The following is a 26,251-nucleotide window of genomic DNA, read 5'->3' on the forward strand; positions in this document are numbered from 1 at the left end:
GTAAAAATGTAACCCATCAAAAATAATCAAGCCAAAATCGTAATAATGCAGTTACCGCTTGCGGCGACTCCATAGGTGACATATGGCCGGAATCTTCGATAATGGCTAACTTGGAATTGGGGATTTTGTCTGCCAACTCTTCATGAACCGCCAGAGAAAAAATTTTATCTTCGCGCGCATGAATAATTAAAGTAGGCATTGCCAGTGAGGGAAGAAAAGAAAGGCATTCATCGCGAGCTAATAGAATTTTTTGTTGAGTGAGAAATGTCTGTTGGCCAACATTTAAGAGCATGGAAAGCACTTCTTTCTTGACACGATCATCGTATACGTAAAGATCTGTAAGCATTTCGGCAACAACCTGAAAATTTCCCTGCTCCACTTCCTGTATCATTTCTATTCTTTTCTGATGTTTTTCCTCAGAGTCTTGTTGGGCGGAAGTATTTACTAAACATAATTTCGCAATGCGTTCGGGAACTTTTCTCGCAAGCTCTAATGCCAACCATCCCCCCATAGAATGGCCTGCCAGGAAAAATGTACCTTCAACCTTGTTTAAAACACTTTGAAGTAACTCTTCAGTAGAATTTCCATGGATGAGTGGAATAGTCTGGCATTGTACGAGGTCTTGCAAATGATTTGTTTGATAAGACCATACGCTATGATCCGATAAAACCCCAGTTAAAAAAACTAATGTTTTTTGCGACACAATACCTCCTCTTAAGAAGAACGCTTTGTAAACCACAAAATTAAATCATCATCCACACAAACCATAGAACCTGGCGCAACGAGGTTATAAGCATAGGTGATTCCCAAACCATCGGGAATATAACCCCGTTGCACATAAAGTCTCTGGGCCTGACCATAATCTGCATACAGCCCTACACCAATTCCAAGTACAGGATGTTTTTTAAATGCTTCGGCTTCCGCACAGTCAAGAAGGGCCGTAGCAATTCCTTTATTCCGATAAGGAGGTAAGACATTCAAATCCATAATTTCAGGAATTTTTTGCTGGCTAAATGATGGATAGGATGATTGCCATTTCAAGGTAATATACCCTGCAAAATTCGTTTCATAAAAAGCGACCCAAATTAGCCGCTCTTGATGTTCCTGTTCCTGCAAGTAATTGGTAAAAGTGATTCTGGGTTTTGGCCAATTATACGCTGCAAATTGCTGCACGATTAAGCCGATGTCCTCTTGCTTCATTAAGCGGATATGCATGGGTATTGAGTTCATTTATTGCATCTCAGTATAAAGGTACAAAACATATTGGTATTGATCCTCCATAACAGATAATATCAATAAAAAAAGAGAAAAACAGCGGATAAAATTATCCATTTTTATTCTAAAGAGGTTGTATCTATGGCCAATAAATCTCTGGATACTTATTTAAGTTTATGTACTCAAGTCTACGATCTGAGCAAACCACTTCCGCCAGCAGATGCCTGGAATTTTTATTTGAGTTATGCAAAAGAAACAGAAGGCCCTATTTTAGAACCCATGTGTGGTACGGGACGTTTTCTTCTTCCCTTGCTAAAAGAGGGATTTGCCATCGAGGGATTTGACGCCAGTCAATCCATGTTGGATGCACTGCATGCCAAAGCAAAAGCACAACAGGTAACTCCTTTAGTCTGGCATGGGTATCTTGAGGCGCTCAGCCAGGCAAAGTACTATGGATTAATCTTTATTCCTAGTGGTTCGTTTGGCCTAATCATTGACTTGGCTGAGGTGAAACACGCATTAAAAATGATTTATCATCATTTAAAAGACGATGGTATTTTTGTATTTGAAACCGAAACCCTAAATGCTGTCCCTAAAGAATTAGGCGTTTGGCGTGGTTCACGTTGGTACCGTGCCGATGGACAAATGATTTTATTGAGCCAGTTGGCCATGCTTGAAGAAACCATGTGTTATTCCATTGGTAAATATGAGTTAATTAAAGCAAATCAGCTCATAAAAACTGAAGTTGAGGAATATAAAATTCGTCTTTATGACAATCCTGCTCTTTTACTCGATTTGCTTCGTGAAACCGGCTTTAGAGAAATTCGCCTGGTTAAAGCATTTGATAGGTCAGCATCTCCAGATAAACAGGATGAAACCATTCTCTATGAATGCAGAAAATAATTCAGTGTGTCTCTGGGCGCAAAACTATCTAAATCAACAGGGGTATTCCACCCAGGAGCCATTCAGGCTCATACAGAGTTCAGCTTGGGCCAAGGTGTATCAAATAACCACGACAAAAGGCTACTTGTATTTAAAACAAATACCCAAATCATTTGCGATTGAGCCTAATTTATTACACTACCTACGGAGTTTTTTTCCCTCATTAGTACCGGAAGTGCTCAGTCATAATTCCAATTTACACTGTTTTCTAATGCGCGGTAGAGGAACGCCACTTAGAGAAATTTTTGCAATCAATTATCAAGTTGATTTGGCCAAAGAGGCGCTTAAATCTTATGTGCAGATCCAAACAGGCCTTATAAGCCAAATTGATTCTCTGTTGGCACTTGATGTCCCTGATTGGCGTTTGGCGAATCTGCCTGATCTCTATTTAAAATTATTCCATGAATCTGAATTTTTAAACCATGACGGTTTAACCTCAAGTGAATTACAACACCTTATTTCTTTGCATCCCAGGGTTACTGAGATTTGCCAGCATCTTGCGCAATACTCTATTCCTGAAACAATTGAGCACAGTGATTTTCATGAGAATAATATAGTATATCAGGCGCAACATCTCACGATCATTGATTGGGGTGAAAGTGTTATTTCCCATCCTTTTTTTTCTCTAATTTCTTTTTTGATGAACATGACGCGCACCCATCAAATAAAAGGGCAAAATGAAATTTACACTATATTACGAGATACTTATTTGCGTTACTGGAATGCTTTTGAATCGCAAGAGCGATTGCTGGATGCTTTTGCATTAGCAAAACGCTTAAGTCCCATTAAATATTGCTTAAGTTTTTTTCGCTTAACTCAATGCCCGGGATGGTATGCTATCGAACGTCATCAAGGACAAATGGCACAAGTGCTACGCACATTCCTCGAGTCAGAAACAAAAGCGAATAAAAACTAATTCCTTTCATTAGAGTTCTTATATAACTTATATAAGCTGTGAATTTTGCTTTAGTGCACAGCACAAACGTTTCGAGAGGCGGAGTTTACATGAAGTAAATGAGCATCGGAGAAACGCTTGCAAACGCAGCAATAAAGTAAAAGGCGCAGGTTATACAAGAGCTCTATTTTATGATGGAGATATCCCATCTTTCTCAATTCGACAATGCAATAATTTCCAATAACCAAATAGATTGGTCTTTCGAGAATCCAACAATTTTAATGCTTTGTAATCAAGAATCGAATGCACAGAAAAATCGGATTTAAAACCTACGAGTTCATTAATTCGTGCAAATGTTTTTTCAAAAAAGCGAATTACCGGCTGTTCTGAAGCAAAATGGTTCACAAATATAATTTGTGCTGTAGGCTTGGCAACACGCGTTAACTCCTGAAGAAAAGCATGTACATCAGGAACCACAGACGCCACATACATGGCAACAATAAAATCAAAACTGTTATCTGGGAACTCTAAATGGGCGGCATCCATAACCTTTAACTGTACCCGCTCTTCCAGCTTATTTTTTACTACCTGCTCTTCTGCCTTTTCCAACATTTTTTCAGAAATATCGATTCCGGTAATCTGCAAATCACCACGATAAAGCGGCAAAGATAAACCAGTACCAATCCCAATTTCCAGTACAGTAGCATTTTGCTTTGCCCCTTTATTGACTATCTCAGTACATAAAGAACGACCCGGGTTAAAAATGGAACCAAACAGGAAATTATAGAACGAAGCGTAGATATTATAAACTTTTCTTATTGAAGCTACAGACATAAGCAAACTCCATGAAATGCCAATAATTTAATAAAATTATTGAGCTCTTACCTATAAATATAGGGCTTAATCGCTAAAAATAAATTGGAAAATAAGAACAATTATCCTGCTGTTTTTAGAGTTCTATTTCCAATAATCAAATAATAACCCTTGCACGCCAAACACCGGATCACTTTGGGGTAACCCAGCGTTTTTAATCTGCTCATTAACATGCGGATGCTCTTCTGCTGTTCCATAATTCATATCAAAATCAACATCCCATGGATAAGCGCCAATGCATTTAAAGCCCCTGGATAAACTCAGGCTCTTATGCGCCACACCCGCGGGAATGATCACGACATCCCCCTGTTTCACCTCATAAATTTTGCCTTTATCTCCTCCAAATTGGACTGTACCCTCTCCTTCTATCATAACTAATACTTCATGTGTGGTACTGTGATAATGATGATAGTCATAAATCGAATCAACCCATGATTTACCCCAATGATTTCTCAGTAACAAATCCTGAATAGCTTGTGGTGATTGATTTGTGGCAAACGTTTGTTTGTAAATCAATAAGGGATAACGCGGATTATTGGGAAAAAAGCCATTGGCTTGAATCAACTCATGGAGCACTTCTTTGGGAAGAGCTGGTGTTAGCGTATCCTTTTGCATCCTTGTTGCCTCTACAATTTTTTAAGTGGAGCTAATCGCTTAGATATTTTTCAGAACAGTTAGAAAGCTTGCCCTTTTATTAAATCAAGAAGGGGCTGGCTCAAAAGCTATGCATTCATCACTACTTTCTTTCTTTTGAGGAGCAAAAAAGCCAGGTTTTTTTTTCCTTTCTGCTAAAATTCCATCCGCATAACCAGTCCATCCATATTGATTGAGCAGGGCGTTTTGATAAGCGACACGCTCTTCCCCTGTATAAGAATTAGGATCATCGGAAGTAAGTCTACCGTCTGGAGCTTTATAGAAAATTGATAGTTGACGCTTAAAACGCGGTTCCGTGAGTTTTTGCAGTCTTTCTGGATTATTTTTTTGTCTCAGCATCGAAATCCCCTTTATTTTACAAAACATCCTTACTTGTGAACTGTTTATATCAAATATAAGGTAATGAAACAATACAATTCAATTTGATCAATAATAAAATTACTGACAAAATAGCATCCAACTTATTCAACTTAATCCAAGTCCGCTATCTCCTGTCCACTGCGGATAAAGCGCAGTGGGCAGGCTTGTGAGATTCTCCTAGGGTTGACCACAGAACAGACAAGACTTTGAGTTCCTTAGCTTATTTATTCATTACATCCGTCAAGTATTTCTTCTATCTCATTATAAGACCTTAAGTAAATCCCTTAGTTTTTTAACAAACAAAAAGTTTACAAATTGTCTATACTTATTCTGTCCTATTAACAAAAGTGACGGCTTGATTTCATATTTAAAAAAAAGAGTGAAATTGTGTTTTTAAACTTCAACCATGAGGACAAGTAAAATGGATCTAAGTAAACGTATAGAACCAAAAACCTGGGCTTTCGTTGAAAAAATCAAGAAAGCTGGCGGTAAACCACTTTATGATCTTCCGGTAAAAGAAGGCAGGGCCATTTTTGACAAATTGCAAGAATTGCCTTCAGGAAAAGAAACAGCTGATGTGGATATTGAAGATCGTACTATTCAACATTCTAAAGGTAAATTAGACATTCGAATTGTTCGTCCCAAAGGCTCAAAAGAAAAACTACCGGTAGTCATGTTCTATCATGGTGCAGGTTGGGTTTTTGGTGATTGGCAAACTCATGGTCGTCTTGTTCGTGAGCTTGCCGTAGGTGCTCATGCAGCGATCATATTTGTCAATTACTCTTTGGCTCCAGAAGCACAATACCCAACCCAAATTGAAGAAGATTATACTGCATTGAAATATATTGCAGAACATGGAAAAGAATTGAATCTTGATTCTTCTCGCTTGGCAGTTGCTGGTGATAGCGTTGGCGGAAACATGGCCGCAGTTATGACGCTTCTTGCCAAAGAACGCGGTGGCCCCAAAATTGATTATCAAGTACTTATTTACCCTGTGACTGATGCCAATTTTGAAAATGATTCTTACAAAGAATTCGCTGAGGGTCCCTGGTTAACTAAAAAAGCAATGCAATGGTTTTGGGACAATTATTTACCTGATAAGGCAAAAAGAAAAGAAATAACTGCCTGTCCTTTGCAAGCATCGATTGAGCAACTCAAAGGATTGCCGCCTGCACTGGTAATCAATGGTGAATGTGATGTATTGCGCGATGAAGGTGAAGCCTATGAACACAAGCTTAATGCAGCAGGTGTACCAGTTACTGGACTTCGTCATCACGGCACAATTCATGATTTTCTTATGTTAAATGATCTTGCTGATACCCCGGCATGTCGTAATGCAATCGAGACAATTAACAGTCATTTGCGTATGGTTTTTGCCAAGAAACACTAACAACACCATTAAATAAAGGAATATCTTGCCTGCGTCTCGCCCCCGCAACGTGTTTGGGGGACGAACGTAGAGAAGGTCATGAACCACTCACTTAACTTAATGGCAGTGATGCTTGAGGGATATCACTATGCGGTATCCCTCTTTATTTTCGATCAAGATAATTCGAGATCCGATATCGTTTTTTTGTTTTCAGATCCTCTTTTTTTTATTCCTGTAAATAAAGGCTCCTGATATCCTCCTGGAATACCATTTTTGGAAAAAACAATTTGCCATAACTGGTTCGTTCGCGCACGAAAAGTACCGGCACACGCTAATAAATAATAGCGCCACATCCGATAAAACCGCTGGTCATATTGATTTTTTAAATGCTCCCAATTTTGTTCAAAATGCTCATTCCACGCCATTAAAGTATGATCATAGTATGCCCCGAAATTAGCCCAATTTTCCATGACAAACAATCCTTCTGAGGCGTGGCTGATTTGTTCCATGGAGGGAATCATCCCATTAGGAAAAATATATTTGTTAATCCAGGGATCTGCTGCTTTTGTAGTCTCATTTCCACCAATGGTGTGTAACAGAAATAAACCATTGCCTTTAAGGCAATCACGAACTTTTTGCATGTAAGTGCGGTAGTTTCGATAACCGACATGCTCGAACATTCCTAAAGACACAACACAATCAAATTGTTCATGAAGGTCGCGATAATCCTGAAAGCGAATTTCTATAGGTAAACCAGAACAATTTTGTTTTGCATAATCAAACTGTTCTCTGGATATAGTAATTCCAACAACACTGACTCCATAATGTTCTGCAGCATATTTTGCAAAAGCACCAAAACCACAGCCGATATCCAATACATGCATTCCTGGTTCAAGCTTTAATTTCTGACAGCTTAGCTCCAATTTGTTTAATTGCGCGGTATCTAGATCATTTGCATTTTTCCAATAGCCACATGTGTAATTCATGTGGCTATCGAGCATGGATTTAAATAATTCATTTCCCAAGTCATAGTGCTTTCTACCCACTTCCAAGGCACGCTTTTTTGATTGATGGTTAATCAGTTTGAGCCAAATTAATTTTGGCCATGACCACTTATCAGATTTAATTTTCTGGTCAAGTTGGGCCTGGAGAATACGGGTAAAAAATTGGTCGAGACTTTTACAGTCCCACCATCCATCCATGTATGATTCACCAAGTGCTAAAGAACCCTCATTAAAAACTCGCTGGTAGAATTCTTCATTATTAATTTGAATGTCCCAATCTTCATTTCCATTGGGAGTAATTCCTGCTGAATGCAAAAGGTCCGTTGCAATTTTTTTTATCTGCTGATTCATGAATAGACTCTTCCCTTTGAACTACACAATTCAAGAATATCAAGTGAGTAACTTTTAACGGGTCATCTTACTCAACTTATCCTGTAAAAAAATAAATATTTCAAACAACAAAATTATTAATACAATATATTTTCCATACATCACAACATTATCTATTATAAAATTTGTGTATCCATTTTGTTTGTATAAAGCAAGAGAAAACGAATAATACATTCCTAAAGTAAAAATTCGCGTCCATTGCGAAAGATTATAAACAAAAATACCCTCAATAAAACCTGCAATTTTTATTCGATAATACATTTTGATTAATCCCATTCCCTCAACAAAAAATAATAACCCCGTTGCAAGGCTCCAGGTACTAAGAATTACCTTAGCATCAAAAGCCTGGGTATCAGTACTTGCCAATCCAGAGATAGACAAAGCACCATGAATAATACTGTTTCCGTTGCTCCAACCTAAAAACAAACGTTTTTTCGAGCATGAAATCAGGTACTTTCCAATAATTATTATTCCGGTTATATAGAATAGATAACCCAAAATAATTAATAGCTGAGTTATCAAAAGAGGGGGGGCGAATAATCTATGGGTGATTAAAGCTAAGGCTTGAGTACTGACGGTAAGAAGTAAAATATTTCCTGTATGCAGCTTTATTTTTTTAAAAAAAATATGCCGCAAATTAATAAAAGAAATACCGATGTAGATTGGCCAAATGATTAATGCACAAAGGGCCCATGCCCAAATTATACTGTGCCATAAAGGCAATTCTTGTAAAAACAATATCGCTAATATTGAAGAACCTGCCACCCAGGTACCAATACCAAATTGATTTATTGCACGTGCAGTAAACAGATTAAAGCCTCCCTCTATGGTGTGCTTAATGAAAAAGCATATTAAATAAAGTCCGATAATGAACAACTCCAGAATAATGAGTTGTCTCAGTAAAGGGGTTACAAATTGAAGTTGCGGCAACACATCAAATCCGGCAATACCAATAGCCATGATTATGCTGCCGACGGCAGTTTGACACGAGGAACTTTTTTTATAAAAGTGATGAATAAATGCTGAGATAAAAAGTAAAATAAAAAAATACAGAACTAGGTAATTTCCCATAAATTAATAAGTCTGTGCAAAGATTCAGATGAAGAAATATCCTTCATTCTACACGCGCCTGGAATGATGTCAAAAATCGCCTGGGTGCAAGCTATAGTTAATTCTTTTGATGAAGGGCTAGCGATAGTAGCCTTGATGGAGCAAAGCTACAATTACTTAATAGCCCAGCCTATTAAAAACTATCAGACTTTATTAATAACCACTCGCAGCGCTTGCAACTTTAAAGTGGTACTGTGAATGAACTCTTCACTTTTAATAAGCCGTTTTTTGTAAAACGCAATCTCATCTTCACGTATTGAGGGATTAATCTTCTTTAAAGCTTCAAGCCGATTTACTTCATGGGTAATGCTCTCTTTCATCTGGTTTGTAGCGTGTTTGATGATCTCTTGAAGTTGTCCTTCAGCCACTTTTTTGCTCTGGGTTAATATGAACTCAAGATCAGCATGGATCTGCTGAATAATCGGGTAGCCTAAATGACGTTTAACAGGCTCACACATTTGATTTAATTGTTTGTAATCCAAAATGCTGGAAAGATTCTTTCCAGAAACATCCATGAGCACACGAATCGGTGTAAGCGGCAAGAAGCGATCTAATTGCAAATTTTTTGGTGCGGCACAATGGGCCGTAAAGAATGATTCCAAAAATAATGTTCCAGGCTTTATGCTTTTTATAGAAATAGTAGCCAAAGTTGCATTTCCCAACTCGGAATCCAGGATCATTTCCATACATTCGCTGACCATAGGATGTTCCCAGCTTAAGAACTCGACATCCTCACGCACCAGAGCTTTAGAACGAGAATAGGTCACCGTAACCCCATCTTCTTTTAACCCTGGGAAATGACTTGTTTTCATGTGATCCGTTGGGCGCAATATTTCCGTAGCTTCAGAATGGTACTCATGGTCAATACCGTACTCCTGAAATACTTGCGCCATATAATTTTCCAATTCCAAAAAATTTTCCTCTGCCTCTATGGCAGCAATCAGTGCCTCTGCTTGAGGTGCATTACAGGAATTTAATTCCAATAACCGATCCCGGCCTTCGTGAAGTGCCTGATTAATTTGTTCCGCGCGTGTTTTTGTTTCTAAAATTAGTTTTTCGAGCTCTTGCGGATTTGTATCGACTGTATCAAGAATTGGCAGTAATTCATTTTCAAATTCTTCATAAAGTGTAAAACCAATAGAGCAACTCCTGGTAAATAAGTTAATCCCTTCGTGATACCAACGAAACAATTTCTCTTGTACGGTATTCAACAGATAAGGGACATAAATTTCAATAGTATGCCGCTGACCTATGCGATCGAGCCGACCGATGCGCTGCTCCAACAAATCAGGATTTAATGGTAAGTCAAACAATACTAAATGATGGGCAAATTGGAAGTTCCGGCCTTCACTTCCTATTTCAGAACAAACGAGTACTTGGGCGCCATTTTCTTGTTCTGCAAAATAAGCGGCAGAACGATCTCGTTCGATAATAGATAATCCCTCATGAAACGAGGTACTGCGAATTCCTCTCTTTAATTTTAAATACTGATCTAAAGCAATCGCTGTATTTGCCTTGGCACAAATAAGAAGAACTTTTTGGGGATGCAGTTCATTAATTTTATTCACTAACCACATTACTCGAGGATCATTTTCAAGCCATATCTCTTTATTCACAAGTTGCTCGGGATAAAGCTTCCTTTGACCTTTTTGTTCCTCCATAGAAGAATAAATCTCGGAACATTCCAAAGGACAGGGATGCACGCGTCGCTCAGGGAAGCCTTGAATCGCTGCCCGGGTATTGCGAAATAAAACACGCCCTGTTCCGTGGCGATCTAATAAGTCTTTAATGATCTGGTTCATACTTAAGCCTGTTATCTCGCCCAAATAAGCTTCCAGCTGAGACTTATGTTCCGCACTCAAGGCATCTGCCGGCGTCTGTTCCTCATAAGCCATCAATTCGTGCACAAGTTTATTGATTTGTTGGTACCCTTCTTCTTCTTTTTTAAATGCAGAAAAATTATAAAATCGTGAAGGATCAAGCAATCTTAAGCGAGCAAAATGACTGGCAATTCCTGCTTGTTCTGGTGTTGCAGTCAAAAGCAATAAACCTTTGCTTTGTCTTGCTAATTCTTCAATGCATTCATACTCAGGACTCTTTTCTTCTTCGGACCAATGTAAGTGATGTGCCTCATCGACAACAAGCAAATCCCACTGACTGGCCATCGCCTGTTGGCGTGCTTTTTCATTTTCCATGAGAAAATCCAAGCTGCATAAAACCAATTGCTCGTTTTCAAAAAGATTCTCTTGTGATGTACCGAGCTGCATCCCTTCTTCTTCCTCTAACTCATATACAAGTTCATAGCGCTCTGTATCGATGATTGAGAAATACAAATTAAAACGACGAATCATCTCGACAAGCCATTGATGAGTCAAAGTTTGGGGTACCACAATCAATATTCGCTGGGCACGGCCAGTACCTAGTTGATAATGAATAATCATGCCTGCTTCTATGGTCTTGCCGAGCCCTACTTCATCTGCAAGCAAAACTCTTGGAGCATGGCGTTGTGCTACCTCGCTAGCAATATACACTTGATGTTTCAGATGACTGGTTCGTGAACCCAATAATCCCCTAACCCCAGATTGCTGTAATCTGCTGGCATGATGCAAAGTATCTATTCGTAATTTAAAGGTATTTAATTTATCAAGTAAACCACTAAAAAGTCTCTGTTCTGGAGTATTAAGCTTGATAAAACAATTCAGGGAAAGTTCACTGATCTGAAACTCATTGCCAGCGTCATCTACTCCTGTATAAAAAAACAATCCCTGGCGCTCTTCAACATGAGTAACACACATCTTTTGTTGGCTCGATGTAGTGATTTCATCACCTTCTTTATAAATGATACGGCTCAGTGGGGCACTGTCTGTAGAATAAATACGTTCTTCGTCAGCAGCGGGGAAACTTACGCTCACCTGTCTCCCATTCAAATCAATAATGATCCCTAAACCGAGGTGTGTTTCTGTATTACTTATCCAGCGTTGGCCAATACTAAAAGTCATAAAAAAACCATTTTATTTTTGTCAAGTGCGACTAAAATAATCAAAAATTTGCATAAACACAACTTGACTTGTAGCCTTTTTTTAAATAGCATGGCTCGAATTTAATCAACCCTAGGGGTGCCACTATGGAATCAAAATTTAACAGAGATGACAGAAGATACAGAGACGAGGAATATAACAGCGAAGACACTCAATACCCCACCAGTTATTCCCAAACATCTCCTCAACATGTAACCATTGAAGAAGAAAATGATGAAGGCTCATATTTTGATTTATTCTTGGGTACTCCAGAGCAAAAAGAGAAAATTACAACTGACATTAAATTGAAAGCATCTCAAGGTTATGAATTTGCAAAAAAGAATTTTCACGGATTTTTCACTCCCTTTGATAGCAAAAAAGAATTCGGCATTGTTGCCGCTGCTCCTTTAGGCTTACCTATAGCTTCGGCGCTTATTACTGGTGCTGCAGTGATTGGTGCCGCTGGCGCAACACTAACCGCACTTGGTAGCTTAGTTTTTGCAGCCGGTTATAGTTTAGATGGCTTACGCAAAGATCATGAAGAGTCAAAAGCAAAAGCACACGATGCACTAATTTTTGCTGCAAAAGCAGGTATTGTTGCTGCTGTTTGTGCTGCAGTTGCAGTTGTTGCCGCTGTATTTACCGCGGTTATATTCCCACTAGCACTCACTTATTTGATAAGCCGTAGTCTTACAACTGGTGTTGTAACTGGTCTTGCAAAAGTTGATGAGTGCATGTCTTCTTGCGGTAGTGAAGAAGAGCATGGCTCTAGCTACAGAAAGAGTTATGTGTAAACATGCTTACATTAGTTGGGCTTTTTAGTCCAACTAATAATGTATAATGAATTTTTTCGCACTCGTTAAAGAATAATTTAGTTACTTAAGCAAACCGTTACTCGTTCCAAAATAAATTTTTCCTTGTCTTTTTATATTATTCTGGTTAAAAATAGTAGTCACAGGAAGATTATTCAACAGAAAAAGGAATTCACATGGCTACCAATGAAGAAGAGCTTCAACTGCTTATCGAGATCGATACTCCCAAAGCAATAGATCAAGAAGAATTACAAAAAATACCGATAGAAGAAATACAAACCAAACTACAACGCATTAATTCCGATGCCGATCCCGAACAAGACAAACTCCAAAAAATTACTATAACCAAAGAAATATTTGAGCAAATCAGAAAAAGCCTGCAAGAAACAGTTAAAAGCATGGAAAAAAATCCAAGTATTTTCTCACGTGCGGCAGAGTACTGGGGTGCGTTACCTCTTTGGCAAAAAATTATTGGGGGTGTCGCCTTAACAGTTCCTACGCTAATCATTGGCATCGTGGCACATATTGGTTTTCTTTTGGCCGTTTGTGGGGTTACTGCCGTTACTTATACCGCTGGAGGTCTCATTCTTGATGATCATCATAAATGCAGCACCAGCGCTGTCGAAAGCTTGCAAAAAGGTATTTTAGGTCTGGCTGATCTTCTTGAGTTAACCATTAATGCCCTGGATATTATTCGCCAACAATTAGCAGTAGAAATTCAAAAATTTGTCAAAGAAAATGCAAGACTTGTAGAAAATATCGACGCATTAAGCAAGCAAATTGATGAGATAGACAAACAAGTTATGGCTGCATCCAAAGTAAATATAGCATTAGGTGAAACCAAAGATGGATTAGAAGCAGTCTCTGGCGTACTCAAAGAAGGCGTGACGCAACATACTGATTTTTTAAAACAAAACCGAGAGAAACTAGATCGTATTACTGAAGCATACAGCAACAGCCAAAAAGAATTAGCAGAAAAAGTTCTTGAGGTTAGAAAGGTACGCGATGAACTTGGAGAGGATCTTAAGCGGGCTAAATCAATGATAGATACGTTGCACTCCACTATATCGCAACTATCAACCTCTGCCATTGGCAATGAAGAACAACGCCTGGCGTTTCAGGAAAAACTGGATCTCTTCATAAAGGATAAAGAATCAAGTTTTCTATTAATCGCTGATCGCATCTGTGACGCGGAACGCAAGCTTGCCCTGACGCAAAAAGAATTGGAAAGCTCCAACACGCGCTATCAAGAGCTCCTTAAAATACAGGAGCAACACATAGACACACTTAAAACGCTAAGCACACCTTCAGATCAAGCCCCCCAAATAACTCCAGTTGGCGAGTTATTGACTAAAAATGGATTTTACGCGCTAAAACAAGAAGTACCAGTTCTTGGGGCAACAGACCCTAGAACATCACTCGAAGCAACTATGTAATATGACTCCTATCTCCCTCCCCTCTCCTCATATTTTGCTTAACTGGAGGGGGGATTTTTAAGATGCTCCATAAACTGCAGCGTATTTAAAATACCGTGCCTTATTCCTTTTTACCTTCTAAAGTCAAATTATATGCCTCTAAAGCGGCTTTGACTGCTGCACGCTCGCTAATTCGTTGATACCACTCCAGTAAATGAGCAAACCGCTGCTCGTCAATGGTCTGCTGGTAAAAAATTTGAAAACAGTAAATCCAAGGCCAAATTGCCATATCCACAATAGTATAATCCGCACCACCTATATATGAACATTGGGTCAATTGTTTTTCCATAACACCAAGCAAACGATCACTTTCGTCTGCATAACGTTTCAGTGCATGGGGAACCTTTTCTGTGGCACGATGAAAATAGCCTAACTGACCAAACATAGGCCCTATATGGGCCGCTTGAAAAAAACACCATTGCAAAATAGTGTATTTCTCTGCCAATGATTCAGGTAAAAACTTACCATGCTTTTCTGCAAGATATTCCAATATAGCAACGCTTTCAAACAAATAAAAATCTTTTTGTGAATCATATAAAACAGGGATTTTATTATTCGGTGAAATTTTTAAAAATTCCGGATTAAACTGTTCTCCTTTAGAAATATCAATTAATTTAAGCGTATAAGATTGAGACAATTCATGCAGCATAATTGTCGGCTTAATACCATTAGGCGTACCAAATGAGTACAAGGTATACATAAGAACCTCCCTGTTTTTAATTCTTGATTTGAAAGTGCGGCGTAAATTTTTTTCTTTGATTAAACCCAGCCTGATTAATGACAAGATAGACTATAATTCTAAAGAAACCCAGTTATTTTTTAGTCTAATCTTAGAAATCATATGCAAAAAAGGACCTAACATGAGCTTCAAAGATAAAGTGGCTATTCTTGACAGTTCTCGCACTCCTTTTGTCAAATCACAAACCTACTATTTGGGAAAGTCCAATCAGGATTTGCTAGGCACAGCCTTAGCTGATCTCATCAATAAAAACAAGCTCCAGGGTGAGTTATTAGGTGATTTTATTGCCGGAGCAATTATGAATCATCCTTTTGACTGGAATCTTGCTCGTGAAACGGTTTTAGGCAGTTCCCTCTCTTCTGAAACTCCTGGATTAACCATACAGCGTGCCTGTGGTACTGGTTTAGAAGCAGTTAACCTGATTGCGCTAAAAATTGCCAGTGGACAAATCGCAGCAGGTATCGGTGGAGGGACAGATACTAATTCAGATATTCCATTAATTGGCCAAAGAAGGTTGACTCATTTTTTAATCAAATTTCAAAATGCTAAAGGATTTAAAGAAAAACTGAAGCTGCTTAAGGAGTTCCGGTTAGGTATGTTAAAACCGGAAATCCCGGAAGTACGTGAACCTCGAACACATTTATCCATGGGCGAACATTGTGAATTAATGGTTAAAGAATGGCAAATTTCCCGTAAGGAGCAAGATGCGTTGGCTCTTCGCTCCCATCAAAATGCCGTACAAGCCTATGATGAAGGATTCTATGAGGATTTGATTGCACCACTTGATTCCTTAAAACGGGATACAATCACCCGCAAAGATACATCTTTGGAAAAATTATCTGCTTTAAACTCTTCTTTTGACAAATCAGACAAAGGCAGTTTGACCGCGGGAAACTCTACCCCACTCACTGACGGAGCTTCCGTTGTTTTACTAAGCACCCCTGAATGGGCAAAAAAACATCAACTAGAACCCCTCGCTTATTTTGTGGACTGTGAAGCAGCTGCAGTAGATTTCGTACACGGCGCAGGTCTATTAATGGCTCCAACCATTGCCGTTTCGCGTTTGTTAGCACGAAATCGACTTAAATTGCAGGATTTTGATTATTATGAAATTCATGAAGCATTTGCCGGACAGGTACTCTGTACTTTAAAAGCCTGGGAATCTGCTGAATATTGCCAAAAAATTTTGAATCTCAAGAAACCTTTAGGAAGCATTGATACGCAAAAAATGAACGTCAAAGGAGGAAGTCTCGCCCTTGGTCACCCATTCGCAGCTACTGGAGGGCGAATAGTTGGTGCGGCAGCCAAAATACTTGCTAATAAAGGCAAAGGACGTATCCTTTTAAGTGTCTGCACTGCAGGCGGGATGGGTGTTGCAGCGATTATTGAACGTTAACCCACTTCCTGGGACATGAGATTGTTTTTTTGTTTCACTGCCGCTACTTCATAGAACTGAACAAGGTATAAGCATTTGCTTCCGCCTCATGTATTCTTTCAGAATGCAGTTGTCTGGATTTAGTAGCAAAAAAATTACTTGCCAGATAAGCACTTGCGCCCACTGTCGAAGAAACTGTCTCCGTAACGGTAAAAGAAGGGGTTTGCGTAGCGCCGCTCGGTTTAAAGAAAAAACCTCCGCCATAAGTAACATTTACTGCTGCATCAACTGCTTTTTTTAGCAAAACGTCTAAATTTCCAAAATATAGAGGAACGGTAAAGTTACTCACACCTAAATCGATTGATACGTTAAAAGGCTCGGTTATCACTGCACCATTATAATGCTCCCCATATACTTTTTCTTTTCCATTAGGAGGATAAGTAAAATCAGGGAAGACCTTGCCTGCAAAATAGAGGGTTGCTGCGGTAACTGCATTACTGAGCATGACTGTAGATATTGAGTTGCTAAAGGCTTCTGCACTCACATAAAGATATTCTTTCAGCCGAGGATTGCTAACTTGAATTCCTTTACTGTGAGCGTAATAACGTCGTTCCTCTCTGCTTTCCTGCCAGTGATTAATATTGACGCCTAAAGTTTTTAAGGCAATGCCTGAACCAATACATAGAGTACCAATTGAGTTAACCATTCCTAAGCTGACATATTCAGTCAGATTATAAGCAGGAGTATCACTATTTACATGATTACTGTAAGAGCCAGGGAGCCACTCAGGAAAAACATAATCCAAGTTGGTAATATTAATTCCTAGAGAAAAATTCCCGACAGCATGAACCCCCCCATAGTATGAGGCATTGACTTCCTGTAAGGGAAGTACATTAGAAAGTGCATAGGCGGCTCCGCCGAGAGTACATGCCAGTGTACCGCAAGTGTTCATGGTATCTGCCACCGCATGTACTGTTGTATCTAAAACCCAATTGGTTGCCGTCCAAAACCTATCCGCCCATCCCATAGCTACATCCCTTTTAACAAAATTATCCTCGTTCAAAACATGACTTGCATTTTAGTTTCACGTGTGTTTACTTGCATTTCTGCGGCAAATTTCAAAAGTGGGCCTAATAAAAATGAATGATCCCATATCAAAATATCGACAACTATTTGATTTCTATCAGAACATATCTATTGCAACCGGTCAATATTATTTACAAGCTGAACTTAAGATGCCGTTTTAAAAAACAAAAGGATATGAGTTCTATTACTTGTTAAAAATGACGCAAATAAACAGTCAATTCGTCTGCACGGTTGGTAAAAAGCCAGTTTATTCCTCGATTTAATTCTCTGTATAAGCTGTATTTAGAATCTACCATACCCACACCGACAATTTTTTCGGCCGCTTTGAATCGGCTAATTATTTTGTTGTTGATCAAAAAATAATGGCCTAGTATACCACCATAATTCTCATTTAAACTGACATTACAAAATTGCTTCACATTATTATGTGATGCAACCAGCAAAAGAGCATTCTTGGGAAATTGTGACAATGAATAAAAAATTGCAGAATCCAGAGTTAACAAGTGGTAGTTTTCACCAGCAGATAACCCATTTAAAGCTTCTACTAAAATATCCTCGTCTTGAAAAGGCGCTTTTAATTCAATAAGCAAATGCAAGCTCTTCCCGTAGGCAGCAACAACCTCATTAAGTGTAGGCACATCAGGAACCAAAGCCCGTAACTCCTTAAAGCTCAGGTCAGCAATGGTTAGATCATGTTTCCAGAGACGTTTTAAAGTAGCATCGTGATTTACCACCAGTACTTTATCTGCTGTTGTGCGCACATCAAATTCAATTCCCCAGCATTTCAGCTCTTGCGCCAATTTAAATGCAGCAAGCGTATTTTCAACAATACCCTGTGCATGATTATGGGCGCCTCTATGTGCAATCAAACGAGCAGACTTAATGATTTCTATCGAGGGTTTATGCCTGGGAATGATGGCAAAATAACCATCCACTGTTTTTTCTAGTAAATTAAGTAACACAACACAATTCCTGATATCTCTCTATATAAGTACAGTTATTCTATGTGGGGAAAATTGAAAACGCAAAAATACTGATTTCTCTTGAAATTTGTGTAAAAATAAAGGGTTTTAAAATCTATGACTGGTATATGCCTTTAATTACCACCAATATTGATCAGGTTATCAATGAATTACATAAAGGAAAACCTGTAGCCATCCCTACAGAAACTGTCTATGGGTTAGCCGCGCCTATTAATAATGAAAAGGCCATTAGAACAGTTTTTGTGATGAAGGATAGACCATTAAATCATCCCTTAATTGTGCATGTCCCACAAAACTGGGATCTCAGTACCCTGGTCGAAGATATTCCTGTTTATGCACAGCAACTCATTAATAAATTTTGGCCAGGTCCTTTAACTCTTGTCTTGCATTGCAAACACGATCAAATCAATCCATTAATTACGGGTGGCCAGACTACTGTAGCCATCAGGTGTCCAGCCCACCCCATAGCCCAGGAATTATTGACAAAATTAGGCATCCCACTGGTCGCCCCTTCAGCCAACCCCTTTGGGAAAGTGAGTCCTACTACCGCACACCATGTTAGCGAATCATTTCCTAACCTGGAGTTAACCATATTAGATGGGGGGCGTTGTAGTGTAGGCATTGAATCGACCATCATTGATGCGACTCATGCAGAAAACTATCAAATTTTACGTCATGGGCTTATTGATGAAAAAACTATAGCCGAAGTGATTGCGACCCCCTCCTTGCACCTTGAGAATACTTTACGTGTTCCCGGGAAGCTGGAAAACCATTACCAACCACAAAAAAGCTTATATTATTTTGTCAGCTATAAAGCTCTTGCAGATTTTTGTCAAAAAAATCCAGATGAAGTATATGTTATTGCAAGCAAACGACCAATGAACATCCGTGAAGATCATTTTCATCTTTTGGCAGATCACCCTGAAAAAGTGGCCTTTGACTTATATTATCAATTAAGAAAAGCGGATACGGCTGATGTTCAAACCATTGCAATCGAACTTCCTCCTGAAACAGAGGGTTGGCAAGGGGTGAGAGAGCGTATTTTAAAAGCAGGAACGCCTTATTCCACAACTAGTCAGGGGAAAGTTATCTAGGGTCTATTGACAGTTCAACAAAATATGAGTAACTTAGCGCCACAATGCCGAGGTGGTGGAATTGGTAGACACGCTAGCTTCAGGTGCTAGTGGAGGCAACTCCGTGGAGGTTCGAGTCCTCTTCTCGGTACCAATAATGGTTTTTTTAAAACTTTAAACTACTTTAATATTCTGCTCATTTAATTTATGGGTTAGTCCCACTTGGTTTCGTTGTTGTTGGCGAAGTGGTGGCTGGTGGTGCAGATGTTGATTGAGAAGTAACCGCGAGGTTATTCGAGAAAAAATCTGTACCAATGCACTTCCCTAAGTTGTTGCCCCATATTGATGCATTTTTATTGTCTATATTTACGGGTAACTCTGAATAAAATTTTGTTTTACATTTATCAAAACTTACTGAAATTAATGCCACACATTTATCATAGCTTATATTAGCGTTTACAAGCAGTTTATTCGTCTTCGGATCATCTACTAATTGCCGGCACATTTTCGCTGGAGCTTGCTCTTTAAAAGAGGTTAACCATTCATCTTTAGTCACGCTCTTGCTAGAGGAGGCTAATACTATTGTGGAAAATAATATACTGCTCATTCCGATTATTCCAGTTAAACTTTTATTGGGCATGATAGTTATTCCCTTAAATGTATTAATAAAAGGATAGACATAAATGTTATGTTTTTCTAAAACAAATCACACAAGTCATTTTTGTGTAAGCTGTTTTTACATAGGTAGATTAAAATTAATTCACTTCAGGTATTATTAGGATCTGTTTACATTTTTTCGCTAGTTTGAGTCAAAATAGTCTGATTTTTGAGTACCGAAGCATAGCATACACGGAGTATGTGTGCATCGGAGCGCAAAAAATCAGGCTATTTAGACCAAGAGAGTAGAAATGTAAAACAGATCCTATTAGGCCCATTCTATAGGGAGATCTCATGAAAATTATCGTTAGTGGTGGCACAGGGTTAGTTGGTCAAACTTTAGTGCCAGAGTTACTTCAGTCTGGACACGAAATTTATGTCATAGGGCGAGATGAGGAAAAAATTAAGCGTACATTTTCAAGTACAGTTCATGGAACCACTTGGGATAAGCTAAATACATTAGACCCAAATGAATTTGATGTAATTATTAATTTGGCTGGTGAAAATATTGCCGATCATCGGTGGAGTGCTAAAACAAAAGAAACGCTACTTTCAAGTCGAATTGAAACAACCAACCAATTAGTTCTTTGGGGTATAAAAGCCGACACTAAAAAACCTCACTTATATAACGCAAGTGCCGTTGGCATTTATGGTTTGCAGAAAAAACTGGCACAAGACCATATTACATTTACCGAAACAACCCCACCCATCGACTCTCCTGAAACCAGTTTTGCAAACCAACTGGTTACTCAATGGGAAGATACTGCAAAAAAAGGCTTTGCTATGGGTATGCCTGTTACTCTCATGCGTTTTGGCGTGGTTCTAAAGCGGGGCGGAGGAATGTTAAAAAAACTGGAATTGCCTACCCGCTATGGAATGGGGGCGGTAATTGGTTCTGGAGAACAACCTTTAGCATGGATTGATAGTACCGATCATGTGGAAGCAATCATGTTTTTGCTAGCGCACCCAGAAATTACAGGCCCAGTGAATCTAGTAGCACCGGAGTCTGTGTCGCAAAAAACATTTACTAAAACATTTGCTCAGGTATTAAAAAAACCTGCTTTTTTATGGATGCCGGCATGGATTATACAACTTTTATTTGGTCAAATGGGTGAGGAGTTATTATTGTCAGGACAAACCGTTGCACCTCAACGATTGTCAGAATATCAATTTAACTTCAAATACCCAACTTTATTATCTGCTTTAACTAAAGAGTTTGGAGGTTAAATCATTATGAGTCTTCGCTTATTGTCCTTAGACGAAGTCAAACAAAGCATCACCATGAGTCAAGCAATTAAGGCGATGGAAAACGCATTTATTCAATTAGCAAAACAACAAGTTAAATTACCTTTAAGAACAGGAATTGCTATTGATGAGGAAGATGCGCTTACGTTGACCATGCCAGCATATCTTGCTCAAGATAAGGCTTTAGGTTTGAAGGTCGTTTCTATTTTTCCTAAAAATAGTGCGCTCAACAAACCCTCTATCACTGGTTTTATCATGTTACTTGATGCCAGTACTGGTGAGCCCAAGGCGCTCATGGATGCAGGTTATTTGACTGCATTAAGAACCGGGGCAGTTTCTGGATTAGCCACTCAATATTTTGCAGCAGATGACGCAACTCATGTTGCAATCATTGGCTCGGGAGTGCAAGCAGAAACACAACTCCAAGCTGTAGCAAACGTACGTGACATAAAGCAGGTATCGGTATGGTCAAGAAATATTAAGAATGCAGAACAATTTGCGGCTCAGTTCGCAGACCAATATGCCATCAACGTATATGACAGCATTTCTTTAGCAGTTAAAGATGCGGATATCATCTGCACCGCAACCGGAAGTGCTGAGCCATTAATCTCCATGCATGATATAGGACCGCATGTTCATATTAATGCCATAGGCTCACACACTGCCAATATGAAAGAAATCAGCAATGATGTACTAAAACATGCTGTAGTAATTGTTGATCAATTAAGCGCTGTTATGGCCGAAGCAGGTGAAATTATCAGCGCTGTGCAGGAAAAGCAGTTACAACAAGAGGATATTATTGAAATAGGTGATTGGTTAATGCATAAAAATGCAGACCTCAAAAACAAGATCACTGTTTTCAAATCAGTAGGGCTGTCAATACAGGATTTAAGTGTTGCCTCTGTTGTTTATCAAAATGCCATGGATAAAAAATTGGGAACTCTATTTGCATTAACATAAGTTTTGAGATAAGCATGTAGCCTGGGTGCAGCGCAGCGGAACCCGGGATCGAGAGGCTCATTTAATTCAAAAACCTGGCTTCCGCTGCGCTGCACCCAGGCTACACAACGACACAACAACTGCATGTCGCGCTATTTAATTTCACCGAGTGCCTCACCTAAGCGGATTGCACTTCCTGTTTTTAAAGCAGGATTCCAGTGTACTTGCATATCACTTGCAAACAGCAAAACTACGGTTGATCCCAATTTAAAGTATCCCATTTCATCACCCTGAGCCATCTTTTGTTCTTGCTCTTGATTGTATTCAAAATCAACACGAGTCTTACTCCGTTTGATATCCCCATGCCAACTGGTTCCTATCGCTCCAACTATGGTTGCTCCAACCATCACCATTACCATGGGACCCGATTCGGTAGAACAAAAAATAACCAGTCGTTCATTACGCGCAAATAATTTTGGCACAATTCGCACCGTTGAAGGTTGAACTGAAAATAAAGCGCCTGGAATATAGGTCATCGAGGTAATTTTGGCATCCATAGGCATATGCACACGATGGTAATCTTTAGGTGATAAATACAAAGTAGCAAAATGCCCATTAATAAATGGAGCAGCCACATTGTTATTACCCGCTAAAAGCTCAGCCACGGAATAATAACGGCCTTTTGCTTGAATTAATTGACCTTGCTTTATAGATCCTATTTCACTAACACAACCATCTACAGGTGAAATAATATCCGCATCGGCCAATGGCCTGCACTCTGGTTTTAATTGACGAATAAAAAAATCATTAAAACATGCATATGCAGTGTGGTCTTCGATTAAAGCTTCACTCATATTAACGTGATATTTCCTTATAAATCGTTGAATGATGTAATTTTTTACGTTGACATTTTTCACTTCAGCCAAACAACCGGCAAGAGTGGTAAATCCGTGCTGAGGAATCAGATATTGGGGCAATGTTTTTATTAAATCAAAAGACATGTGAAACGCTCACAGCATTCTAAAAAAAGGGAATCATAACCTATACTTCCAGCGGCCACAAACAGAGTCGTGATCACTTGAAGTATAGTGGTAAATTTAAATTGTTTCTTAACAAGTATAACTGGAGGTAATTTGTAATTGTCGATGCGAAGCAGAAATCGTTTCGTAATGGTATCTCATGTTATTAAGACAATGCGCTTTAGTTGTATGTTCTTCCAAATTTAACTGAGCAATTAACTTATATTTTGGCTCTTCCAACATTACCGGATACTTATTCACTTCTTTTTTAATTGCTTCCACTATTTTAACAAACAAACACTCATTCAATGTTGAGGACTCACCTCCATTCATAAAGATCATAGCCAGTACTTTCGCATTACAATTCCCCTCTAAATAACCTTCTACCTCTGATCGTCTGGAGGCTCCCAAAAGACTTCCCCATGTTTTCGATTCATATTTTGCTAAGGAAGAAGAGATTAAGCTTTTAAATGATTTATCAGTGAGGGAATCTACCCAATCATAAATCGTCCGATACAACATGGCGATGCCCCCATCACTATAAGGATGAGTAAATCGTTTATCTTTCTTGGCAAAAAACACCACATCGCGAGTAAAATCATTGATTCCCTTTTCAAAACTTTTATCTCTGATCGCAAGATCAACACTTGGTATAGGATGCTTTTGCAACATTAGAGGAGTAAGACCCTGTACAAGTAAAGTATTCAATGCTCCATCTTGCTGAGTTCCTGAGCTTAAAATATAAGCCAAACGATTATCACCACTTTCATTTGCGCTTACTTTTAAATAGGCCTTCACCGGTTCAGCCCTTTGGCGGAATGAAAACGAAGTCACTACTGGTGCATATTTTTTATCTATAATTTCATTTATATAACGCTCCAACTCCTCGGGTTTGAGACTTTTTGCCCAAACAAACAATGAATCATAATATTGTTGTTTCACATCTTCATGTGTAAAAGGCAGTACTTCTCGTTTCACGGCCAGTAATGCTTCTTCCATAAGTTCGTCTGTAGTAGTCAAATGCAATTGGAAATTGACCTGTTCTGCTATGAGCTTAAGACTTGATGCAATACTATTAAATTCAGCAGCATGGGTTGTTGTATTCGCCAGGGCCTGCCGAATTTTTAGGTTATATGTTTGATGGAGTAAACTCAGTTTATTTGAAAACTCAAGATTGTCTTCTTCAGTAAGATCCTGGCGTTTTTTTTCATAATAGGTCTTTGTGATTTCACGAAACTCATTAACAAAGGCAATCAAAAATAATGATGCATCACGCAATTTACTGTCTTTATCGACACTAAGCTTTGCTCGAATTGTTTCAGCAGAAAGCACAGGAAGATTTCCAAATAACTCCCAGGCACTGGTTAAACTATCATCTGTGGCTTTTTTGCTTTCCAGTTCGGAAATTTGCACATATGGAGGATTGGTGGCCTCCTTAAGTATTGTGTTTGTTAGTCTATAGGAACTGTGGATCAACTCTTTTATTATTGGTGCAAATGCATCACGCCAAACCTGATGATATCGTTTTTGTAATTCATCAGGTTTGTACTTTAGATCTTCTTCTTTAGCATAAGTTGTTTCATTTTCTTTTTTGACCCAGTCTTGTATCTTGCGATAAAAAGAAGGTTTTTGGTAAAGAGCTAAGTAAGTAGGCGGCAGCGGTAATCCATAACCATTGTCCATACACCCCATGTAAAAGACTACCACTCGATATAAGTTATCATAGTGTTCTTGATATAAATCCATCATAAAATCAACAAATGATTTTTTGTCCGTCTTTTCATTGCAAAAGCGGGGATACAGCTCTTCATATTTTGCCCGTAAGCTGGGATCTGTTTCTTCTAAAGAAGTGTAATTTAAAGGCAGATCACCAAAAAGCTCTGTTAAGCGTTGACGTTGTAGTTCAGGCTGGAAGGTTAATAGTGCTTTTAAAGCCGCTGCAAGCTTTTGTTCTTGCGCCAGTGAATTCTGAGCCAGCCGCGCGAATTCCCCTGGATCTGCATAAGCTTTAGGTAACAATTTAAGCGCTTGCTCTTGTACTCCAGGCATAATTAGTGGAATAGTCTCTTGTCCCGGATGTTCATAAGGAGGCCAATGATAAGGCATTGATTGCTGAACATTCGGAAAAGCCTCATAATCACGAACCGTTAAAGTAACATGCTCTTTCGGTATGCCAATTACTTTTCTTGGCACTTTCATATGAATAGTGAACCAATAGAAGAACATATCAAAATCAATATCCCCTGCCAGGCTGAGATTATGAGGATGCGCATCATCATCATCAAGGAACCATCTGCCAAGCAAAAGTTCCATGATATTTTTTTCGACAAGGGTTTTAACACTGGGCGCAACTTGTTCCTTTAAAGTACTGTTAATAGGAATGCCCTGACTCGCATAATGAAAAGGTTTAAAATCTTCAACACCAATAGATAATGTACCGATTACTTTTTCTTGGGTGTCCCCCCTTTTTGAGGTAATTTCCAGGATACTACTCTTTATCTTTTGAAGCTGCTCTATAGTTAAAGGCAGTTGAGGGTTAAAGTTTGGTATATCCTTTATCGCAATGGTGTCCTTTTTTAAGCCATCTGGAGTTTTAACAAGGTATTCGAGAAAGTTTTGCTCTAACTTAACATAAAGGGTGCCACTTTTTATATTTTTCGTATCATCTGGCATTAATTCGAGATCGTATTCCCCGAATACCAAACGCTCTTCAGCGGATCTTTTTCCTTGAAATAACCTTTTGAATGATGAAGTTGCTACACTGATTTTGGCTAATAACTCAGGATAGTGATTTTTAGGCTCTAATTTTTTAAAAAAAGCCTTCTTAATAACCCCATCTTCCTCAAAGGAAACCTTCCATGTTTCATGAGAGCTATCCGCAATTTTTTCTACATAAGTGAGTTTACTATTTGTGAGTGCCTTTTTTGGAATTCCCATATTTTTTAATCCATTAAATCCCAGTCGTCCTTTTAGAATAGTTCATATTAGGCAGAAATATTCAATAAGTTCAAGAATAATT

23 protein-coding genes and 1 tRNA gene are annotated in these 26,251 nt (G+C 38.8%); 10 read left to right on the forward strand and 14 right to left on the reverse strand.

Going from position 1 to position 26,251, the window contains the following annotated elements; translation table 11 throughout:
* Positions 1 to 16: 16 nt before the first annotated feature.
* Entirely contained in the window at positions 17 to 703 is a 687-nt protein-coding gene (locus DY223_RS16625) for an alpha/beta fold hydrolase (RefSeq protein WP_058459630.1), read from the reverse strand.
* Between the two features lie 11 nt (positions 704 to 714).
* On the reverse strand, positions 715 to 1,230 hold the full coding sequence (locus tag DY223_RS16630; RefSeq protein WP_058459629.1) for a GNAT family N-acetyltransferase: 516 nt from the start codon (positions 1,228 to 1,230) through the stop codon (positions 715 to 717).
* Between the two features lie 126 nt (positions 1,231 to 1,356).
* On the opposite strand from DY223_RS16630, the gene DY223_RS16635 reads away from it, so the two are divergent.
* Both DY223_RS16635 and DY223_RS16640 read left to right on the forward strand, forming a co-directional pair.
* The gene (locus DY223_RS16635) at positions 1,357 to 2,118 is read left to right on the forward strand and encodes a class I SAM-dependent methyltransferase (protein ID WP_058459628.1); all 762 of its coding nucleotides are present in this window, start codon (positions 1,357 to 1,359) and stop codon (positions 2,116 to 2,118) included.
* Positions 2,087 to 3,073, forward strand: a complete 987-nt coding sequence (locus DY223_RS16640; RefSeq protein ID WP_082642448.1) for an aminoglycoside phosphotransferase family protein — start codon at positions 2,087 to 2,089, stop codon at positions 3,071 to 3,073. The genes DY223_RS16635 and DY223_RS16640 overlap by 32 nt, the downstream gene beginning before the upstream one ends.
* 168 nt (positions 3,074 to 3,241) lie before the next feature.
* Here DY223_RS16640 and pmtA read toward each other — a convergent pair whose 3' ends face one another.
* The 3 genes from pmtA to DY223_RS16655 form a co-directional block, all read right to left on the reverse strand.
* Complete coding sequence (pmtA, locus tag DY223_RS16645) at positions 3,242 to 3,886, reverse strand: phospholipid N-methyltransferase PmtA (RefSeq protein WP_058459626.1); 645 nt, start codon at positions 3,884 to 3,886, stop codon at positions 3,242 to 3,244.
* A gap of 123 nt (positions 3,887 to 4,009) precedes the next feature.
* On the reverse strand, positions 4,010 to 4,540 hold the full coding sequence (locus DY223_RS16650; RefSeq protein WP_058459625.1) for a cupin domain-containing protein: 531 nt from the start codon (positions 4,538 to 4,540) through the stop codon (positions 4,010 to 4,012).
* Positions 4,541 to 4,624: 84 nt separating this feature from the next.
* Entirely contained in the window at positions 4,625 to 4,918 is a 294-nt protein-coding gene (locus DY223_RS16655) for a hypothetical protein (protein ID WP_058459624.1), read from the reverse strand.
* A gap of 442 nt (positions 4,919 to 5,360) precedes the next feature.
* Here DY223_RS16655 and DY223_RS16660 point away from each other — a divergent pair, with 442 nt between their 5' ends.
* Complete coding sequence (locus tag DY223_RS16660; protein ID WP_058459623.1) at positions 5,361 to 6,329, forward strand: alpha/beta hydrolase; 969 nt, start codon at positions 5,361 to 5,363, stop codon at positions 6,327 to 6,329.
* Between the two features lie 152 nt (positions 6,330 to 6,481).
* Here the strand turns inward: DY223_RS16660 and cfa are convergent, their stop codons facing one another.
* From cfa to rapA, 3 genes are all read right to left on the reverse strand, one after another.
* Positions 6,482 to 7,663: a cyclopropane fatty acyl phospholipid synthase gene (cfa, locus tag DY223_RS16665; RefSeq protein WP_058459622.1), complete on the reverse strand. Its 1,182-nt coding sequence runs from the start codon at positions 7,661 to 7,663 to the stop codon at positions 6,482 to 6,484.
* A 54-nt stretch (positions 7,664 to 7,717) separates the two neighbouring features.
* Positions 7,718 to 8,662, reverse strand: a complete 945-nt coding sequence (locus tag DY223_RS16670; RefSeq protein ID WP_115684342.1) for a hypothetical protein — start codon at positions 8,660 to 8,662, stop codon at positions 7,718 to 7,720.
* Between the two features lie 293 nt (positions 8,663 to 8,955).
* Positions 8,956 to 11,811 carry an RNA polymerase-associated protein RapA gene (rapA, locus tag DY223_RS16675; protein WP_058459620.1) on the reverse strand — a complete coding sequence of 952 codons (2,856 nt, stop codon included), beginning with the start codon at positions 11,809 to 11,811 and terminating at the stop codon, positions 8,956 to 8,958.
* 125 nt (positions 11,812 to 11,936) lie between these two features.
* Here rapA and DY223_RS16680 point away from each other — a divergent pair, with 125 nt between their 5' ends.
* The gene (locus DY223_RS16680) at positions 11,937 to 12,623 is read left to right on the forward strand and encodes a hypothetical protein (protein ID WP_058459619.1); all 687 of its coding nucleotides are present in this window, start codon (positions 11,937 to 11,939) and stop codon (positions 12,621 to 12,623) included.
* A 194-nt stretch (positions 12,624 to 12,817) separates the two neighbouring features.
* Positions 12,818 to 14,077 carry a LegC2/C7 family Dot/Icm T4SS effector gene (locus tag DY223_RS16685; protein ID WP_058459618.1) on the forward strand — a complete coding sequence of 420 codons (1,260 nt, stop codon included), beginning with the start codon at positions 12,818 to 12,820 and terminating at the stop codon, positions 14,075 to 14,077.
* A gap of 100 nt (positions 14,078 to 14,177) precedes the next feature.
* On the opposite strand, the gene DY223_RS16690 is transcribed toward DY223_RS16685, so the two are convergent.
* Positions 14,178 to 14,816 (reverse strand): glutathione S-transferase family protein, encoded by a 639-nt coding sequence (locus DY223_RS16690; protein ID WP_058459617.1) that lies wholly within the window; start codon positions 14,814 to 14,816, stop codon positions 14,178 to 14,180.
* Between the two features lie 160 nt (positions 14,817 to 14,976).
* On the opposite strand from DY223_RS16690, the gene DY223_RS16695 reads away from it, so the two are divergent.
* Positions 14,977 to 16,251, forward strand: coding sequence for an acetyl-CoA C-acetyltransferase (locus DY223_RS16695; RefSeq protein ID WP_058459616.1), 1,275 nt, complete (start codon positions 14,977 to 14,979; stop codon positions 16,249 to 16,251).
* Between the two features lie 43 nt (positions 16,252 to 16,294).
* Here DY223_RS16695 and DY223_RS16700 read toward each other — a convergent pair whose 3' ends face one another.
* A complete protein-coding gene (locus DY223_RS16700; protein WP_259293211.1) occupies positions 16,295 to 17,293 on the reverse strand; it encodes a hypothetical protein in 999 nt (332 codons plus the stop codon).
* Between the two features lie 214 nt (positions 17,294 to 17,507).
* Positions 17,508 to 18,278 carry a glycerophosphodiester phosphodiesterase gene (locus DY223_RS16705; RefSeq protein WP_058459614.1) on the reverse strand — a complete coding sequence of 257 codons (771 nt, stop codon included), beginning with the start codon at positions 18,276 to 18,278 and terminating at the stop codon, positions 17,508 to 17,510.
* 128 nt (positions 18,279 to 18,406) lie between these two features.
* Here DY223_RS16705 and DY223_RS16710 point away from each other — a divergent pair, with 128 nt between their 5' ends.
* Positions 18,407 to 19,393: an L-threonylcarbamoyladenylate synthase gene (locus tag DY223_RS16710; protein ID WP_058459613.1), complete on the forward strand. Its 987-nt coding sequence runs from the start codon at positions 18,407 to 18,409 to the stop codon at positions 19,391 to 19,393.
* 46 nt (positions 19,394 to 19,439) lie between these two features.
* Positions 19,440 to 19,526, forward strand: a tRNA-Leu gene (locus tag DY223_RS16715).
* A gap of 51 nt (positions 19,527 to 19,577) precedes the next feature.
* Here the strand turns inward: DY223_RS16715 and DY223_RS16720 are convergent.
* On the reverse strand, positions 19,578 to 20,012 hold the full coding sequence (locus DY223_RS16720) for a hypothetical protein (protein WP_058459612.1): 435 nt from the start codon (positions 20,010 to 20,012) through the stop codon (positions 19,578 to 19,580).
* A 311-nt stretch (positions 20,013 to 20,323) separates the two neighbouring features.
* Here DY223_RS16720 and DY223_RS16725 point away from each other — a divergent pair, with 311 nt between their 5' ends.
* Together DY223_RS16725 and DY223_RS16730 are read left to right on the forward strand one after the other, a co-directional pair.
* Positions 20,324 to 21,256 carry a TIGR01777 family oxidoreductase gene (locus DY223_RS16725; protein ID WP_058459611.1) on the forward strand — a complete coding sequence of 311 codons (933 nt, stop codon included), beginning with the start codon at positions 20,324 to 20,326 and terminating at the stop codon, positions 21,254 to 21,256.
* A 6-nt stretch (positions 21,257 to 21,262) separates the two neighbouring features.
* Positions 21,263 to 22,234 (forward strand): ornithine cyclodeaminase family protein, encoded by a 972-nt coding sequence (locus DY223_RS16730; protein ID WP_058459610.1) that lies wholly within the window; start codon positions 21,263 to 21,265, stop codon positions 22,232 to 22,234.
* A gap of 131 nt (positions 22,235 to 22,365) precedes the next feature.
* On the opposite strand, the gene asd is transcribed toward DY223_RS16730, so the two are convergent.
* Entirely contained in the window at positions 22,366 to 23,214 is an 849-nt protein-coding gene (gene asd, locus DY223_RS16735) for an archaetidylserine decarboxylase (protein WP_058459609.1), read from the reverse strand.
* 108 nt (positions 23,215 to 23,322) lie between these two features.
* Positions 23,323 to 26,169 (reverse strand): hypothetical protein, encoded by a 2,847-nt coding sequence (locus tag DY223_RS16740; RefSeq protein WP_058459608.1) that lies wholly within the window; start codon positions 26,167 to 26,169, stop codon positions 23,323 to 23,325.
* Between the last annotated feature and the right edge of the window lie 82 nt (positions 26,170 to 26,251).

The sequence above is a fragment of the Legionella bozemanae genome (assembly GCF_900450575.1).
GTDB lineage: Bacteria > Pseudomonadota > Gammaproteobacteria > Legionellales > Legionellaceae > Legionella > Legionella bozemanae.

Excerpts from the sequence above, each read along its gene's own strand:
- DY223_RS16630 (WP_058459629.1), bottom strand. The coding sequence starts at position 1,230 with ATGAACTCAATACCCATGCATATCCGCTTAATGAAGCAAGAGGACATC.
- DY223_RS16635 (WP_058459628.1), top strand. The coding sequence starts at position 1,357 with ATGGCCAATAAATCTCTGGATACTTATTTAAGTTTATGTACTCAAGTC.
- DY223_RS16640 (WP_082642448.1), top strand. The coding sequence starts at position 2,087 with ATGAAACCATTCTCTATGAATGCAGAAAATAATTCAGTGTGTCTCTGG.
- pmtA (WP_058459626.1), bottom strand. The coding sequence starts at position 3,886 with ATGTCTGTAGCTTCAATAAGAAAAGTTTATAATATCTACGCTTCGTTC.
- DY223_RS16650 (WP_058459625.1), bottom strand. The coding sequence starts at position 4,540 with ATGCAAAAGGATACGCTAACACCAGCTCTTCCCAAAGAAGTGCTCCAT.
- DY223_RS16655 (WP_058459624.1), bottom strand. The coding sequence starts at position 4,918 with ATGCTGAGACAAAAAAATAATCCAGAAAGACTGCAAAAACTCACGGAA.
- DY223_RS16660 (WP_058459623.1), top strand. The coding sequence starts at position 5,361 with ATGGATCTAAGTAAACGTATAGAACCAAAAACCTGGGCTTTCGTTGAA.
- cfa (WP_058459622.1), bottom strand. The coding sequence starts at position 7,663 with ATGAATCAGCAGATAAAAAAAATTGCAACGGACCTTTTGCATTCAGCA.
- DY223_RS16670 (WP_115684342.1), bottom strand. The coding sequence starts at position 8,662 with ATGGCTATTGGTATTGCCGGATTTGATGTGTTGCCGCAACTTCAATTT.
- rapA (WP_058459620.1), bottom strand. The coding sequence starts at position 11,811 with ATGACTTTTAGTATTGGCCAACGCTGGATAAGTAATACAGAAACACAC.
- DY223_RS16680 (WP_058459619.1), top strand. The coding sequence starts at position 11,937 with ATGGAATCAAAATTTAACAGAGATGACAGAAGATACAGAGACGAGGAA.
- DY223_RS16685 (WP_058459618.1), top strand. The coding sequence starts at position 12,818 with ATGGCTACCAATGAAGAAGAGCTTCAACTGCTTATCGAGATCGATACT.
- DY223_RS16690 (WP_058459617.1), bottom strand. The coding sequence starts at position 14,816 with ATGTATACCTTGTACTCATTTGGTACGCCTAATGGTATTAAGCCGACA.
- DY223_RS16695 (WP_058459616.1), top strand. The coding sequence starts at position 14,977 with ATGAGCTTCAAAGATAAAGTGGCTATTCTTGACAGTTCTCGCACTCCT.
- DY223_RS16710 (WP_058459613.1), top strand. The coding sequence starts at position 18,407 with ATGCCTTTAATTACCACCAATATTGATCAGGTTATCAATGAATTACAT.
- DY223_RS16720 (WP_058459612.1), bottom strand. The coding sequence starts at position 20,012 with ATGCCCAATAAAAGTTTAACTGGAATAATCGGAATGAGCAGTATATTA.
- DY223_RS16725 (WP_058459611.1), top strand. The coding sequence starts at position 20,324 with ATGAAAATTATCGTTAGTGGTGGCACAGGGTTAGTTGGTCAAACTTTA.
- DY223_RS16730 (WP_058459610.1), top strand. The coding sequence starts at position 21,263 with ATGAGTCTTCGCTTATTGTCCTTAGACGAAGTCAAACAAAGCATCACC.
- asd (WP_058459609.1), bottom strand. The coding sequence starts at position 23,214 with ATGTCTTTTGATTTAATAAAAACATTGCCCCAATATCTGATTCCTCAG.
- DY223_RS16740 (WP_058459608.1), bottom strand. The coding sequence starts at position 26,169 with ATGGGAATTCCAAAAAAGGCACTCACAAATAGTAAACTCACTTATGTA.